This is a genomic window from Daejeonella sp., assembly GCF_044348475.1.
Classification (GTDB): Bacteria; Bacteroidota; Bacteroidia; order Sphingobacteriales; family Sphingobacteriaceae; genus Daejeonella.
This window is the reverse complement of record NZ_JBIKSU010000001.1, coordinates 59,395-74,408: the sequence shown is the minus strand read 5'-3', so window position 1 is coordinate 74,408 and position 15,014 is coordinate 59,395. Positions and strand designations below refer to the sequence as shown.

The 15,014-nt window shown below is 35.6% G+C and carries 16 protein-coding genes; 9 read left to right on the top strand and 7 right to left on the bottom strand.

The window, feature by feature from the left end; all coding sequences use genetic code 11:
* Positions 1–62: 62 nt before the first annotated feature.
* Both ACIQZ6_RS00355 and ACIQZ6_RS00350 read right to left on the bottom strand, forming a co-directional pair.
* Positions 63–770: a TIGR00730 family Rossman fold protein gene (locus ACIQZ6_RS00355; protein WP_306551730.1), complete on the bottom strand. Its 708-nt coding sequence runs from the start codon at positions 768–770 to the stop codon at positions 63–65.
* A gap of 16 nt (positions 771–786) precedes the next feature.
* Positions 787–2,295, bottom strand: a complete 1,509-nt coding sequence (locus ACIQZ6_RS00350) for a sodium:solute symporter (protein WP_395807061.1) — start codon at positions 2,293–2,295, stop codon at positions 787–789.
* A gap of 148 nt (positions 2,296–2,443) precedes the next feature.
* On the opposite strand from ACIQZ6_RS00350, the gene recR reads away from it, so the two are divergent.
* From recR to trpA, 9 genes are all read left to right on the top strand, one after another.
* Complete coding sequence (gene recR / locus ACIQZ6_RS00345) at positions 2,444–3,058, top strand: recombination mediator RecR (protein WP_395807059.1); 615 nt, start codon at positions 2,444–2,446, stop codon at positions 3,056–3,058.
* Between the two features lie 49 nt (positions 3,059–3,107).
* Complete coding sequence (locus ACIQZ6_RS00340) at positions 3,108–3,923, top strand: SDR family oxidoreductase (protein WP_395807057.1); 816 nt, start codon at positions 3,108–3,110, stop codon at positions 3,921–3,923.
* Complete coding sequence (locus tag ACIQZ6_RS00335) at positions 3,920–4,762, top strand: alpha/beta hydrolase (RefSeq protein WP_395807055.1); 843 nt, start codon at positions 3,920–3,922, stop codon at positions 4,760–4,762. Before ACIQZ6_RS00340 ends, ACIQZ6_RS00335 begins: the two co-directional genes overlap by 4 nt.
* Before the next feature lie 97 nt (positions 4,763–4,859).
* Entirely contained in the window at positions 4,860–5,144 is a 285-nt protein-coding gene (locus ACIQZ6_RS00330) for a DUF3817 domain-containing protein (RefSeq protein WP_395807053.1), read from the top strand.
* Positions 5,145–5,250: 106 nt separating this feature from the next.
* On the top strand, positions 5,251–6,300 hold the full coding sequence (locus ACIQZ6_RS00325; RefSeq protein WP_395807051.1) for a COX15/CtaA family protein: 1,050 nt from the start codon (positions 5,251–5,253) through the stop codon (positions 6,298–6,300).
* Positions 6,301–6,631: 331 nt separating this feature from the next.
* Positions 6,632–7,618 carry an anthranilate phosphoribosyltransferase gene (gene trpD / locus ACIQZ6_RS00320; RefSeq protein ID WP_395807049.1) on the top strand — a complete coding sequence of 329 codons (987 nt, stop codon included), beginning with the start codon at positions 6,632–6,634 and terminating at the stop codon, positions 7,616–7,618.
* Positions 7,615–8,265 carry a phosphoribosylanthranilate isomerase gene (locus tag ACIQZ6_RS00315; RefSeq protein ID WP_395807047.1) on the top strand — a complete coding sequence of 217 codons (651 nt, stop codon included), beginning with the start codon at positions 7,615–7,617 and terminating at the stop codon, positions 8,263–8,265. Before trpD ends, ACIQZ6_RS00315 begins: the two co-directional genes overlap by 4 nt.
* A gap of 23 nt (positions 8,266–8,288) precedes the next feature.
* Positions 8,289–9,497: a tryptophan synthase subunit beta gene (trpB, locus tag ACIQZ6_RS00310; RefSeq protein WP_395807045.1), complete on the top strand. Its 1,209-nt coding sequence runs from the start codon at positions 8,289–8,291 to the stop codon at positions 9,495–9,497.
* A 48-nt stretch (positions 9,498–9,545) separates the two neighbouring features.
* Complete coding sequence (trpA, locus tag ACIQZ6_RS00305) at positions 9,546–10,316, top strand: tryptophan synthase subunit alpha (RefSeq protein WP_395807044.1); 771 nt, start codon at positions 9,546–9,548, stop codon at positions 10,314–10,316.
* A gap of 2 nt (positions 10,317–10,318) precedes the next feature.
* Here trpA and nhaA read toward each other — a convergent pair whose 3' ends face one another.
* The 5 genes from nhaA to ACIQZ6_RS00280 form a co-directional block, all read right to left on the bottom strand.
* A complete protein-coding gene (gene nhaA / locus ACIQZ6_RS00300; protein WP_395807042.1) occupies positions 10,319–11,512 on the bottom strand; it encodes a Na+/H+ antiporter NhaA in 1,194 nt (397 codons plus the stop codon).
* Between the two features lie 106 nt (positions 11,513–11,618).
* Positions 11,619–12,239: an L-threonylcarbamoyladenylate synthase gene (locus ACIQZ6_RS00295; protein ID WP_395807040.1), complete on the bottom strand. Its 621-nt coding sequence runs from the start codon at positions 12,237–12,239 to the stop codon at positions 11,619–11,621.
* Between the two features lie 97 nt (positions 12,240–12,336).
* Complete coding sequence (gene asnS, locus ACIQZ6_RS00290; protein WP_395807038.1) at positions 12,337–13,785, bottom strand: asparagine--tRNA ligase; 1,449 nt, start codon at positions 13,783–13,785, stop codon at positions 12,337–12,339.
* Positions 13,786–13,861: 76 nt separating this feature from the next.
* A complete protein-coding gene (locus ACIQZ6_RS00285; RefSeq protein WP_395807036.1) occupies positions 13,862–14,287 on the bottom strand; it encodes a c-type cytochrome in 426 nt (141 codons plus the stop codon).
* Complete coding sequence (locus tag ACIQZ6_RS00280; RefSeq protein ID WP_395807034.1) at positions 14,277–14,876, bottom strand: SCO family protein; 600 nt, start codon at positions 14,874–14,876, stop codon at positions 14,277–14,279. Before ACIQZ6_RS00280 ends, ACIQZ6_RS00285 begins: the two co-directional genes overlap by 11 nt.
* Positions 14,877–15,014 lie beyond the last annotated feature (138 nt).

Below are 15,014 nucleotides of genomic sequence, written 5' to 3'. Positions count from 1 at the left end.
GCCTTTTTACTTGTTTGGCGGTTACTCTTTTTAGATTTACTGTTACTATTTTTTGAATGGTATCAAAAATTCGGTTTTAAAACATATTTATCATAGAATCTGAAGATATGTTCTGTGGCTTCCTCTGCTGTATCAACCAGTCGATACAAATTAAGATCATCCTCTTTAATATTATTCTCTTCGTTTAACATGGTGTTCTTTACCCAGTCCATCAAACCTGACCAATAGTTTTTGCCCACAAGTACAATTGGGAATCGTGCTACCTTTCCGGTTTGAATTAAGGTCAATGCTTCAAACAGCTCATCCATTGTTCCAAATCCTCCAGGCAATACTATAAACCCTTGTGAATATTTCATGAACATTACTTTCCTAACAAAGAAGTAATCAAATTCCAAAATTTTGTCGCGATCAATATATTTATTATGAAATTGTTCAAAAGGAAGGTCGATGTTTAAACCAACAGATTTTCCACCTGCCTCAAAAGCGCCTTTATTGGCTGCCTCCATAATACCAGGACCACCCCCTGAAATCACCCCATAGCCACGTTCAGTTAGAATTCGGGCACAATCTTCGGCTATTTTATAGTATTTATTTTCTTGTGCTGTTCTTGCCGATCCAAAAATGGAAACACATGGCCCTATTTTAGCAAGCTTTTCAAAACCATCCACAAATTCAGACATGATTTTGAATATTTGCCAAGAGTCAGTAACCTTTATTTCCTGCCAATTCTTATTTTCAAATGCATTTCTTAGCTTATCGTCTATACTCATTGTGTCAATTATCGAATTAAAATTGGGTGTTGGTGCTTTGTGGTTTGCTGATTAGTAATAAGCCAATGAATGTTATCAATCCATTGACAACAATTAGCTCATTATCAAATACATATCCACCCATTACTATTTTTGAATTTGCATTGAGGAAAAAGCAAATTGCTGGAGATAATATACAGATGAATGGCACCAGTTTATCTCTTACACCTCTGTTCTTTAAAAACAGGCCAAATCCATAAAGACCAAGCAATGGCCCGTAGGTATACGATGCTACCGTGAAAATTGCACTTACAACAGCTGCATTGTTCACAATGTTAAATAGAACAACAACAAGGAACATGAGTAAAGAAAAACCTACATGTACAAGATGGCGGTTTCGAATAGATGAAGCTGAATTAATATCTTCTTTTTTTGAGAAACTTAAAAAGTCAACACAAAACGAAGTGGTTAAAGCTGTTAAGGCTGAATCTGTTGTTGCAAAGGTTGCGGCTGTAAGACCCAGCATAAAAACAATTGCTGGAATTGCCGACAAATGGTTAAATGCTATTTCAGGAAATAGAAAATCGGTGCGTGGTTTTCCAGTTATGCTATCTAATGGAATCGCAATTCCATACTTATTGGCGTAAACATAGAGTAATGCCCCAACACTTAAGAAGAAGATATTAATTATCACAAATACTGCGGTGAATGTAAACATGTTTTTTTGGGCTTCACCAATATTCTTACAACTCAGATTTTTCTGCATCATATCTTGATCCAGACCTACCATTGTTATGGTTACAAAAATTCCTCCTAGTAATTGCTTACTTACATGAAATTTACTGGTAATAAAATCTTCATAGAAAAATACTTTGGAATAACCACTGTTCTTTATCGTTTCAAAGGCCTGAAATATATTCAGATCTAAGCTGTTACAGATAAAGAATATGGTTAATATTACTGAGGATACAAGAAATACTGTTTGCAGCGTATCTGTTATGATGATTGTTTTTAAGCCTCCCTTAAACGTATATGACCAGATTAGGCCAAGAGAAATCAAAACCGTGGCCCAGAATGGTATTCCATAAGAATCAAAAATGAATCGCTGCAATACAATCACCACTAAATACAGTCTGAATGAAGATCCAATGGTACGGCTTAAAAGAAAAATACTCGCAGCAGTTTTATAGCTGTAGGTACCCAGTCGCTCTTCAATATAGGTATAGATAGAAGTCAGATTCATTCGGTAGTACAGTGGTAGTAAGACTGCTGCTATCAGGATAAAACCAATTGCATTTCCAATCACGAACTGAAAGTATTTGAATTCATTTCCTGCCGGATTACCTACTTCGCCTGGAACAGAGATAAAGGTTACACCAGATAATGCTGTTCCAATCATTCCAAAAGCAACCAGGTACCATTTAGAATTCCTGTTTGCAGTAAAAAAAGTAGAGTTATCAGATGATTTCTTTGAAGTGAAATAGGATATTCCTAATAAGATCAGAAAATATCCAATTAAAAAACTAAGTAAAATTCCTGGAGCCATAATTTTATTTATTGTGATACTAAGCTAAATTAATAATTAAGTTCTTAATTCATTTATTGTCTTGATGCAATTCGGCATAAAGATTAGTATCTGAATTTATCCTTCAACAAGATGTGTAAAGATTAAGTTTTAAATTTAAATTTGCAGAATGAATTTTTCTTCTAAACTGTTAGAAAACGCAGTCAATGAATTTTCTGCACTGCCTGGAATTGGTCAGAAAACAGCCTTGCGCTTAGTATTGCATCTACTTAATAGGCCGAATGCTGAGGTTGAAAAGTTTAGTAATGCCCTCACTGTTTTAAAAAGAGATATTCGATTCTGTGAATTATGCTATAATATTTCAGATCATCCTATCTGTCAGATTTGTAGTTCAGTAAAACGCGATAAATCATTGGTTTGCGTAGTTGAAGATACCCGTGATGTAATGGCCATTGAAAATACCGGAACTTTTCAGGGAGTTTACCATGTGTTAGGTGGCTTAATTTCGCCAATGGATGGTGTTGGGCCATCAGATCTTACCATAGATGGGCTTGTAGAACGTGTTAATTTAGGAGGGATAAAAGAAGTTATCCTTGCTATCAGTGCCACAATGGAGGGTGATACAACTATCTTTTATCTGTACAAGAAGCTTAAAGAATCAGGAATTCAAATCAGCACCATTGCCCGTGGCATAGCTTTTGGTGGAGAATTAGAATATGTAGATGAAATTACTTTAGGCAGATCAATTGCAACGCGCATTCCTTATGAAAACTCTCTTGCCTGATGATCAAGGTGCCAATTAGGTTGATTTAAATAAATTTTAATCCTTTACAATGGATCTCAAAAATAAAACGGTAATAATAACCGGCGCATCATCTGGAATAGGTAAATCTTGTGCAGAGCAGTTTGCAAAAAGAGGGGCTAATCTAGTGCTTGGTGCACGTCAATATGTTACGCTTTGTAAAATAGCCCAAGATCTTGAAAAACGCTTTGGAATTAAGGCTATTGCTGTTCAGTGCGATGTTTCTAACGAGTTAGATTGTATGGAATTAATCAATCAGGCAAAAACTACTTTTGATCGAATTGATATACTTATAAATAATGCAGGTATCTCGATGCGGGCCTTATTCAAGGATCTTGATCTGCTTGTTTTACGTAATTTAATGGATGTCAATTTTTGGGGAGCAGTTTATTGTACCAAATATGCCTTGCCTGAATTAATTAAAAATAGGGGCTCTGTTGTTGGGGTTTCATCGATAGCAGGATACCGTGGTCTTCCAGGAAGAACGGGTTACTCTGCTTCTAAATTTGCTTTAAATGGTTTCCTGGAATCATTACGGGTTGAAAACTTGAAAACCGGTTTACATGTAATGATCGCATCTCCCGGATTTACATCATCTAATATTCGAAATGTTGCACTTGCAAAAGATGGAACCTCACAGGGTGAAACCAGTATGGACGAAGATAAAATGATGAGTTCTGATGAAGTAGCAGCAATCATTGTCAAAGGAATTGATCAGCGTAAGCGTTCACTGATCATGACCTCGCAAGGAAAACTTACTGTATTTCTCAATAAAATATGGCCTTCATGGTTAGATGGCTTGGTTTATAATCATTTTACAAAAGAAAAAAATCCGCTCATTAAATGAAACCATACTTAGTTCTTATGCTTTTTTTGCTTTCCGAAATTTCAATTGCTTTTGGGGGTATTGGGATAAAACGAGATATCTCCTACAGAGGTCAATCGCAAAATGTCAGAAATTATTTAGATGTATATTATCCAAAAAACAAAGAAGCTCCTAAAGATGTTTTGGTTTTTATTCATGGAGGATCCTGGGACAGCGGAAAAAAAGAAACCTATTGGTGGCTAGGCAAAAATTTGGCCAGTAAAAATGTTATCTCAGTGATCATAAATTATAGTTTAAGCCCCAAATCGCAGTATGAAGAAATGGCATATGACTGTTCTGAGGCTATAAAATGGGTAAAAGATAGCATTGCAACCTATGGCGGAAGTCCAGATAGAATTTTTGTAATGGGGCATTCTGCAGGAGGGCATTTGGCAGCATTGATTAATAATGATCCAAGATTTTTTAAGAAGGCTGGGATTATAAATCCAATAAAGGGAGTGATCCTGAATGATGGATTCGGACTTGATATGTTAGAATATCTGAATGCAGCTGAAAAAAATAAGCAAACGGAAAGCTTTTTAACAACTTTTTCAACTGATCAGAATCAATGGAAAATTGGTTCGCCTATGTTTTACCTTGAAAATGTACAAAATCCCTTTCTGATTCTAGTTGGTGAGCGTACTTATCCTGCTATTAAAATTCAGTCTGATCGCCTCTATAAAGTACTAACTGAGGCCAATAAACCATCAGAAATTAATATTATAAAAAGAAAAAAGCATATAGGTATGATTTCGCAAATGATTTTTCGGAATAATCAGATGTATAGTATGATCTTAACCTTTATGAATAAGTATCGTTGATGTATTTTTTTTGAGAGAAATTGAAGGATTTACTTTCAGCTGATTTTACTTTTCATGATATTCTATATTTTCGAAAAAATTATAAATTTTTACTGATATGTTTAAAACTCCATTGGATAGATTCCGTTTCATTGCCTTTATAGAAGGTTGTTCATTTCTATTGATCGGATTTACCATGATACTTAAATATAAATATGATATGCCAGGCCCAAATTATGTGGTAGGTATGGTTCATGGGTTACTTTTTATTCTTTACATAATTTTGCTAATTCAGGTTGCTTATTTGTATAAATGGTCATTCTGGAAACTAACAATGGGCTTTATTGCATCATTAATTCCATTTGGTACGTTTTATGCCGATAAGAAATTGTTCTCAAAATAGGAGATCTTTTAATAGTTAATGTCTTAGCTGATTGTGGAAATTCTTTTTAAAAGCAAAAATTAAAAATATCAATTATTGAATTGAGCCTTATTCTAAAACACTGAGCATGAGTTTGCCTAAAAATAATCGTTCTGTAGTCATTTGGTTGTATGTTGGTTTAGTTATGATCATGATACAAGTTGTTATTGGTGGCATTACGCGCTTAACAGGATCAGGCTTGTCTATTACCGAGTGGAAGCCCATTTTAGGGGCCTTTCCGCCAATGAATGAACAAGCATGGCTAGATGCTTTTAATAAGTATAAAGAAATTGCTCAGTTCAAACATCTCAATAGTCACTTCTCTTTAAGTGATTTTAAGTTTATATTCTTTTGGGAATGGCTTCATCGTGACTGGGCAAGGCTTATGGGATTGGTTTTTATTTTTCCATTCATTTATTTTCTTATAAGCAAGAAGATTCAGCCCAATATGGTCAAACCAATGATCATGCTATTTCTACTTGGTGGTTTACAAGGAGCAATAGGGTGGATCATGGTTCAGAGTGGACTGAACGATGAAAATTTATATGTTAGTCATATTCGTCTGGCTATTCACTTTATTTCAGCACTAATACTTTTATGTTATGTGTTTTGGTTCGCATTAAAGCTTAGTATTTCTGAAAATCAGATTCTGCATGTTCCTGAACTAAAAAAAATCAATGTTTGGTTATTGGTATTACTTACATTTCAGTTAGTATATGGAGCGTTTATGGCCGGATTGCATGCCGCATTTGCTGCAATTACTTGGCCTGATATCAATGGAATGCTTTGGCCAACAGGCATGTTTAGCCAGGGAAGTTTCCTAGAAGATATCACTCACAATCTCATTACAGTGCAATTCATTCACAGAGGGCTTGCCTATATCATCTGTGTTCCAGTTATCATTTGGGTTTTAAAGGCTCAAAAATTAGCTCCAGGAACTTTATTGCATAAGGTTAGCTTTTTACCTGTCCTGTTTTTAGTTGTTCAAATACTTTTAGGTGTGCTCACTGTATTAAATACTGCTACAGAAATTCCATTGATTTATGCGATTCTGCACCAATTTGTGGGAATGTTATTCCTGCTTTCATTGGTATATACTTTGTTTTTGAGCAGAGGAAAACTTTCCAGATTTCGTTGATTTTTTTTCAAGTAGTATTGCCTTTAATTATTATTCTGGATTGTCTGCTGATACTCATATTTTTAAAAATTCGGAAAAGGGTTTGCAGCTAATGAAATTTTATTCATATTTGCTTAAACAATGAAACTAAAGCAAATATATACGATCTGGTGGTGGCAAATGTTCAAACATTCGGCAATTAGCTAGGTATATATTTTTCTGTATAAAAAGAATAATACTAAGGGTTGCTCAAAGAGCAACCCTTTTTTATTAAAAAATAAATTTGAGTTAAAATCAGTGCAAATCTCTAGGTATAAGATATCCGGCTAGAAAGCCAGAAATATAAAATGGTATGAAAAAAATATTGAATCACCTTTTTGAACAAAAAACATTTGGAAGAGATGAATCGAAAGAGATTTTGACAAATATTACATTGGGTAAATACAATGCCTCGCAAATGGCGGCGTTTATGGCTGCTTATTGTATGCGTAATATTACTGTTGAAGAACTCGAGGGTTTCAGAGATGGGATGCTGGAATTATGTTTGAAGGCTGATCTGCATGAATATGAACTGATTGATCTTTGCGGAACAGGCGGCGATGGTAAGGATACTTTTAATATTTCAACTCTTGCCTCATTTGTAGTTGCTGGTGCTGGGTATAAGGTTTCTAAGCATGGAAATTACGGTGTTTCTTCGGGATGCGGTTCATCAAACGTGATGGAATATCTTGGTTATACTTTTTCAAATGACACAGATCACTTAAAAAGATCTTTGGATAATGCTGGAATTTGTTTTTTACATGCGCCATTATTTCATGCGGCAATGAAAACTGTGGCGCCCATTAGAAAGGAGTTGGGTGTGAAAACTTTTTTTAATATGTTGGGGCCACTTGTTAATCCTGCAAGACCTAAATATCAAATGGTCGGGGTATTTAGCCTTGAGCTAGCACGTTTGTATGCATATCTATATCAAAAATCAGATACAAAGTATACCATTGTACACGCACTTGAAGGATACGATGAAATATCCTTAACCTGTGATTTTAAAACTTTTTCGGCATCTGGTGAACATATTCATTCAATAGCACAGTTAGGATTTGACAAAATTGATCCAGAGAAAATTGGTGGAGGTAGTACAGTGAAAGATTCAGCAGATATTTTTAAAGCTGTTTTGGAAGGAGAGGGAACTACTGAGCAAAATAATGTTGTAGTATGTAATGCAGCAGTTGCAATTCGAACAATTAAACCTGAACAGTCATTTTCTGACTGTTTTTATGAAGCAGAAGAATCATTGCAAAGCAAGAAAGCTTTGAATAGCTTTAAGAAAATGTTATCATGAAAATAAAGGTTTGCGGAATGAGAGATCCGAATAATATCATTGATCTTGCTCAATTGAAGCCAGATTACCTTGGATTGATTTTTTATTCTCAGTCTAAACGATTTGCAGCAAATCTAGATAAAGGTATATTAAGCTCATTGCCAGATTCTATCAAGTTAACAGGAGTTTTTGTTAATGAAACAATTGATGAAATAATAAGTAAAATTGAGAAATATGATTTAAATGCAGTTCAACTTCATGGTTCAGAATCGGTGCTCTATTGCCAGCAGTTAAGAAAGCTGCTCCGTGTTAGGTTGCCGTTTAGAGAACTTGAAATTATTAAAGCATTCGGAATTTTTCTTGGTTTTGATTTTAATAAACTTGAACAATTTAACGATGTGGTTGATTACTTTTTGTTTGATACTAAAACTACCGAACATGGGGGATCAGGCATAGCCTTCGATTGGAAAATATTGGATCAATATAGCGGATTGAAACCATTCTTTTTGAGTGGTGGTTTGAGTCCTGACAATATCTCTGAGATCAGTAATTTAGTAACGGAACAGTTATATGCGATAGATCTGAATAGTAAATTTGAATTGGAGCCAGGTCTTAAAGATATCAGTAGTCTTAAATCTGTATTTGAATTAATTGGTAAACAAAACTAGTCTGAAAAGGCAAAATATACATTATGAACAGAGAATTTATAAGCAGTTCGGTTAAATGGGGAGTAAACCCAAAGGGATATTATGGTGATTTTGGAGGAGCATATATTCCAGAAATGTTATATCCTAACGTAGAGCAACTCCGTCAGCAATATCTTGACATTATTTATGAACCTGGTTTTCAGGAAGAGTTTCATATGTTGTTGAAAGATTATGTGGGCAGACCTTCTCCTTTATTTCATGCAGAGCGTTTATCTGCAAGATATGGCACTACAATTTATCTTAAAAGAGAAGATCTGAATCATACCGGAGCCCATAAGATCAATAATACTGTAGGTCAGATTTTGCTTGCCGAGCGATTGGGAAAGAAGCGAATCATTGCTGAAACTGGAGCAGGGCAGCATGGCGTTGCCACAGCAACTGTTTGTGCGCTCAAGGGCCTAGAATGTATTATTTACATGGGCGAAGTTGATATTGAAAGACAGGCGCCAAACGTAGCTAGAATGAAAATGATGGGAGCAAAGGTTGTTCCGGCAGTTTCGGGCAGTAAAACCTTGAAGGATGCAACAAATGAAGCGATGCGAGACTGGATCAATAATCCAATAGATACTCATTATATTATCGGTTCTGTTGTTGGGCCACATCCTTATCCAGATATGGTTGCACGTTTTCAATCCATTATTTCGGAAGAGACCAAAAAACAGCTTTTTGAGAAGACAGGTTCTGAAAATCCGGATATTGTCATGGCATGTGTTGGAGGTGGAAGTAATGCTATGGGTATGTTTTATCATTTTCTGGATGATCAGGATGTTAGGCTGATCGCTGTAGAAGCTGCTGGTTTAGGCGTAAATAGTGGAGAATCGGCTGCTACCACTTTGTTGGGTAGAGAAGGTGTTTTGCACGGTAGCCGTTCTATTTTGATGCAAAGCGATGATGGTCAGGTTATTGAGCCATATTCTATTTCTGCCGGGCTTGATTATCCGGGTATTGGCCCTCAGCATGCTCATTTATTTAAACAAGACCGTGCCGAATATGTAAGTATTACTGATGATGAAGCCATGCAAGCGGGTAGATTATGTTCTGAACTGGAAGGGATAATTCCTGCCATTGAAACAGCACATGCTCTTGCGCAGCTTGAAAAAATGATATTTACAGGTAATGAATCAGTTGTGATTTGCCTTTCAGGGCGTGGCGACAAAGATTTAGATACCTATATGAACTATTTTAATTTATAATACCTAATAATTTGATATAATCATCAAATAATTGATACCTGCACTACTATGAACAGACTTAATGAATTATTCCAACATAAGAAAGAACCGCTTTTATCCATTTATTTTACGGCAGGATATCCAGATTTGAACAGTACGCTTGATATTGCTGAAGCCATTGAAAAAGCAGGTGCTGATTTCATGGAAATTGGGTTTCCTTATTCTGATCCATTGGCAGATGGACCTGTTATTCAGAATAGCTCACAAAAGGCACTTCAAAATGGAATGAATTTAACTATACTTTTTAAGCAGTTGAAAGAACTGCGTAAGCGTGTTTCTATTCCTGTATTATTAATGGGATATGTTAACCCGGTATTACAATATGGAGTTAAGAATTTCTGTGATTCATGTGCTGCAGTAGGAGTAGATGGAGTGATTGTTCCTGATCTTCCGATGGTAGAGTATGAGGAATTTTACAAGGATTATTTTATTGATAATGCAATTAGTAATATTTTTTTAGTTACTCCGCAGACATCTGAAGAACGGATCCGGAAAATTGATGACTTGAGTAATGGCTTTATTTACCTCCTTTCCTCTTCTTCTACAACAGGAAAGAACTTAACTGTTTCAAATGAGGCAGATGCTTATTTCTCTAGAATCCGTGAAATGAACCTCAAGAATCCAACGATGATAGGATTTGGTATTTCAGATCAGAAAAGTTTTAATAAAGCTGCTGAATATACTCGTGGAGCTATTGTTGGGAGTGCTTTTGTGAAATTTTTGGACACTGATAATGCCTTGCAGCGAATTCCTGAATTTATCAATTCAATTCGCCCCTGATTCTATGCTTCTTTGGCTGAAATCGTCGTTTTTTTATGATTTAGAGAGCTCAAAAATGCATAGCCGGATATTCCAGCCAGGACAGAAGAAACTATAATTGCAAATTTTGCTTGAATTTGATACTCAATACTATTAAACGAAAGTAAGGCAATAAATACTGACATGGTAAAGCCTATGCCTGCAAGTAGGCCGAGGCCAAAAATATGTTTCCAATTTACTTTGTTCGGTAATTTTGCGATGCCTAATTTCACTGAAAGCCATGAAAAAAGACTTACTCCAATTGGCTTACCCAATGCTAATCCGCAAATTATACCCAGTCCAAGCGGGCTACTAAGGCCATCAATCATTTTATTTTCAAAGCGAATATTAGTATTGGCAAGAGCAAAAATAGGCATGATTAAAAAGTTTACAGGCCGCACGAGTAGGTGCTCTAATTTTTCGAGAGGCGACTCATCTTTAACCGTATTTGTAGGAATGGTTAGGGCTAGCAATACCCCCGCAATAGTAGCGTGAATGCCTGAATGGTGTACAAAATACCACAAAAAGATGCCCGGAATGATGTAATAAATAAGCTTTTTTACCCCAAATCTGTTTAGTGCTATCAATACTATTAAAATTCCTGTTGAATATAAAAGCTGCATCCAATGCAGTTCATTGGTGTAAAATATAGCGATGACGAGTATGGCACCTAAATCATCAGCGATTGCAAGAGCCGCAAGGAATATTTTTAAAGAAGAAGGAACACGTTTTCCCAATAACGATATAACCCCTAGTGCAAAAGCAATATCTGTAGCCATTGGAATACCCCAGCCATGTATTGTGGGAGTGCCTGAATTCATTAATGCATAAATAATGGCAGGGACAATCATGCCGCCTAATGCAGCAAATATTGGCATAGCAGCCTTTTGTGGGCTTGATAATTCACCTTCAATAATCTCGCGTTTTATTTCCAGCCCTACTAGAAGAAAAAAAATAGCCATCAAGCCATCATTGATCCAAAGTGATACGGAATATTCTAATACTATAGCTGAGCTGCTGAATCCAATTTTTGTACTCAGTAAATTCTCAAATGCTGCACCTAAATTTGAATTTGCGATGATTAGCGAAACGATAACGCAGACAATCAGAATCACTCCGCCTATCTGTTCGGATCTGAAAAAATCTTTAAAAGGTTTTATGTTTATTGTACGTACCAAGGTGTCCAAATTACAAAATAATTTAAAGCTTTATTTTATAAATTTCTTTATTGATTTAAAAAAGGTTATACTCATACACTCAAATAAATAATTGATTGTCAATTACTTACAAGAATTGGTCTAGTTTACCCTTGCCCTGTCGAATTATTTCAAACTCGCCCAAACTACAATCTACAATGGTAGAGGGCTCATTGTCGCCATAGCCTCCATCAATTACAAGATCAACCATAGCCTCATACTTCTCATGAATTAGTTCTGGGTCAGTTGAGTATTCAATGATCTCATCATCGTCATGTATCGAAGTAGAGATTATTGGATTTCCAAGTAGTTGAACAATTGTGCGGGCAATAGTATTGTTGGGCACACGGATTCCTACTGTTTTTTTGTTAGAGCTCAAAAGCTTTGGAACATTTTTGTTGGCATTGAAAATGAAAGTAAATGGGCCGGGAAGTGCTTTTTTTAGAATCCGGTAGGTTTCATTATCTATTGGTTTGGTATAATCTGAAATATGCCTTAAATCGTAACAAACAAAAGAGAAGTTTGCTTTTTCAGGTTTTATGCCTCGAATTTTGCAGATTCGCTCAATTGCTTTTGGATTGGTAATGTCACATCCTAAACCATAAACCGTATCTGTAGGGTAGATAATTATTCCACCTTTTTTTAAGACTTCAACTACCTGCTGAATGATTTTTTCATTTGGATTTTCAGGATAGATCTTAATTAGCATGTATAAAAATACTAAAATAAAATGCGTCCTAAGTATACAGGATGTAATGCAAGCTTAAAGAAAATGCTAATTTTTAAATCAAAAATTTAAATGAATCTTAAAATTCGGCATTTTTTGGAGTTCTCGGGAATGGAATAACATCTCTGATATTCGTCATTCCGGTAACAAATAGAACCAGACGCTCAAAACCTAAGCCGAATCCGGCATGTGGCGTTGAACCAAAACGTCGAGTGTCTAGATACCATGACATATCTTCAGTTGGAATATGCATTTCCTTCATTCTTTTTTCTAGGTTCTCTAGACGTTCTTCACGCTGCGATCCACCTACAATTTCGCCAATGCCAGGGAATAGAATATCCATTGCTCTGACTGTTGATCTTCCTTCTGTATCTGGTTCATTCATTCGCATATAAAAGGATTTGATATCAGCGGGATAGTCTGTTAATATGACTGGTTTCTTAAAATGTTTTTCTACCAAGAAGCGCTCATGCTCTGATTGAAGATCAGCCCCCCAGCCTTCAATCAAATATTTAAATTGTTTTTTCTGGTTTGGCTTGGAGTTTTTAAGAATATTGATCGCTTCTGTATAGGTGATTCTTTCAAAATCATTTTCCAGACAGAAATTAAGTTTTGTTAGCAGGTCAGATTCAGAACGCTCTGTCTGAGGTTTTTGTTTTTCTTCTTCTAGGAGCCTATTATTAAGAAATTCCAGTTCGTCTGCACAATGATCTATGGCATATCGAATCAGATATTTAAGTAATTCTTCAGCAAGATCCATGTTGTCATTCAGATCATAGAAAGCCATTTCGGGCTCAATCATCCAAAATTCTGCCAGATGGCGTGTTGTATTTGAGTTTTCGGCTCTGAATGTTGGTCCAAAGGTGTAAATATCTCCAAATGCCATAGCGGCAAGCTCGCCCTCCAGTTGGCCCGAAACGGTTAGATTGGTTGCTTTACCAAAAAAATCTTCTTTATAATTTACTGTGCCATCCTCATTGCGTGGGATATGATCAGGATCAAAAGTTGAAACTCTAAACATTTCTCCTGCTCCTTCAGCATCAGAGGCAGTAATTATAGGAGTATGCATGTATACAAAGCCCTTGTCATTAAAGAATTTGTGTACAGCATAGGCTAATGCATGTCTTATTTTAAAAACCGCATTGAAAGTACTCGTACGAAAGCGTAAATGTGCAATTTCACGTAAAAATTCTAGGCTATGTTTTTTGGGTTGCAAAGGAAATTTATCTGCATCGCTATCACCTAATATTTCAAGTGAATTTACTTTAATCTCAATTCGTTGCCCTTTTCCTAATGATTCTACCAGTTCGCCATTGATAGATATTGCAGCCCCAGTGGTGAGTCTTTTTAGTAGGCTTTCTTCAAACGAATTAAAATCTACAACTGCCTGTATATTGTTCAAAGTTGAACCGTCATTCAGAGCAATAAATTGATTGTTTCTGAATGTTCTTACCCATCCCATTACAGAAACCTGTTTTCCGAAATCGCTAGAAACTAATAGATCTTTAATTCGTGTACGCTTAGCCATTTTTTTTGTATGAATTGCAAAAATACAAATCGTTCTGTTAACCACAAGATAAAGCCTGCATCTTCTCAGAAGATATTTATTTGCATTTTAAGAGATCGTTTTTAGCAATTTCAGAGTCATAGAAACCCTGTTTATTGCCAAATGAATTGGTTATGTATACAATTACTTGTGCGATATCTATATCTGCCAGTGCTTGGTTGCCAGGCATAATTCCATCGTAGGATAGGTTATTTATCTTAACTATACCACTTTGCCCATTTCTAATTATACATGCTAATTTATTTCTGTTTAATTTAAGATAGGTACTATCCGTTAAAGGCGGATATAAAGTACCCAAACCTTGACCATCTGATCCATGGCAGTTCTGGCAATTCTTTTCGTAAATACCCTTGCCATTAACATAATAACGTTTAAAGTTTATACTTGTCTCATTTTGGCATGATTGAATCATGCTTGTTAAGGCAACTGTAAAAAAAATAAAGTAAATGAGCTTATTTCTCATTAGCAAACTCTTCCTTCAGCAACAGTTCCATGTCTTTCATTAATTGATTAACCTGATCTTCCTTGGTGCCATCATATGCTCCACGAAGCTGCTTTTTAGTATCTACTAAAATAAACCATCCCTGATGAACCAATCCTTGCGGATCAGTGCTGTCTTCAAAAGCAGAAACCAAGTAGCTTTTTGCAGCAATGCCGAAAATAGAATCACGGCTTCCATGAACAAACTCCCATTGGTTGCCTTCAATCCCCAGTTTTGTAGCATAAGATTTTAATTTTGATGGCAGATCGTATTTTATATCTATCGTATGAGAAAGGAATTTAACTTTTGGATTGCCCTTGAACTTCGTATACACATTTAACATATTTCGGTGCATAATCGGACAAATGGTATTGCAAGAAGTAAAAAAGAAGTCTGTCACATAAATTTTATTGTCGAAATCTTTATTTGTAACTGGAATGCTATCCTGGTTAAAATAACTAAAAGCAGGAACTGTTTGATAAATAGTGTCAATTCGTAGTTTACCATCTACAGTTTTCTGTACCGGTTCACGTTCGCCTAAAATTGGAAGTTTTTTTTCAGATGTATTCATACAAGACTGAAAAATTAAAGTAGCAAGTGCAAATAAAAGAACTTTTGTCATGGTGCAAATATACTTTGAATTTTTTGGAGTGATCATTCAAAAAGCTGAAATTTTCAGCCTTTTGAATGAGTTTAAAGCACGAAATTT

Excerpts from the sequence above, each read along its gene's own strand:
- asnS (WP_395807038.1), bottom strand. The coding sequence starts at position 13,785 with ATGGCTAAGCGTACACGAATTAAAGATCTATTAGTTTCTAGCGATTTC.
- ACIQZ6_RS00280 (WP_395807034.1), bottom strand. The coding sequence starts at position 14,876 with ATGAATACATCTGAAAAAAAACTTCCAATTTTAGGCGAACGTGAACCG.
- ACIQZ6_RS00285 (WP_395807036.1), bottom strand. The coding sequence starts at position 14,287 with ATGAGAAATAAGCTCATTTACTTTATTTTTTTTACAGTTGCCTTAACA.
- ACIQZ6_RS00350 (WP_395807061.1), bottom strand. The coding sequence starts at position 2,295 with ATGGCTCCAGGAATTTTACTTAGTTTTTTAATTGGATATTTTCTGATC.
- ACIQZ6_RS00355 (WP_306551730.1), bottom strand. The coding sequence starts at position 770 with ATGAGTATAGACGATAAGCTAAGAAATGCATTTGAAAATAAGAATTGG.
- ACIQZ6_RS00315 (WP_395807047.1), top strand. The coding sequence starts at position 7,615 with ATGAAAATAAAGGTTTGCGGAATGAGAGATCCGAATAATATCATTGAT.
- ACIQZ6_RS00340 (WP_395807057.1), top strand. The coding sequence starts at position 3,108 with ATGGATCTCAAAAATAAAACGGTAATAATAACCGGCGCATCATCTGGA.
- ACIQZ6_RS00295 (WP_395807040.1), bottom strand. The coding sequence starts at position 12,239 with ATGCTAATTAAGATCTATCCTGAAAATCCAAATGAAAAAATCATTCAG.
- ACIQZ6_RS00330 (WP_395807053.1), top strand. The coding sequence starts at position 4,860 with ATGTTTAAAACTCCATTGGATAGATTCCGTTTCATTGCCTTTATAGAA.
- trpB (WP_395807045.1), top strand. The coding sequence starts at position 8,289 with ATGAACAGAGAATTTATAAGCAGTTCGGTTAAATGGGGAGTAAACCCA.
- ACIQZ6_RS00335 (WP_395807055.1), top strand. The coding sequence starts at position 3,920 with ATGAAACCATACTTAGTTCTTATGCTTTTTTTGCTTTCCGAAATTTCA.
- ACIQZ6_RS00325 (WP_395807051.1), top strand. The coding sequence starts at position 5,251 with ATGAGTTTGCCTAAAAATAATCGTTCTGTAGTCATTTGGTTGTATGTT.
- trpD (WP_395807049.1), top strand. The coding sequence starts at position 6,632 with ATGAAAAAAATATTGAATCACCTTTTTGAACAAAAAACATTTGGAAGA.
- trpA (WP_395807044.1), top strand. The coding sequence starts at position 9,546 with ATGAACAGACTTAATGAATTATTCCAACATAAGAAAGAACCGCTTTTA.
- recR (WP_395807059.1), top strand. The coding sequence starts at position 2,444 with ATGAATTTTTCTTCTAAACTGTTAGAAAACGCAGTCAATGAATTTTCT.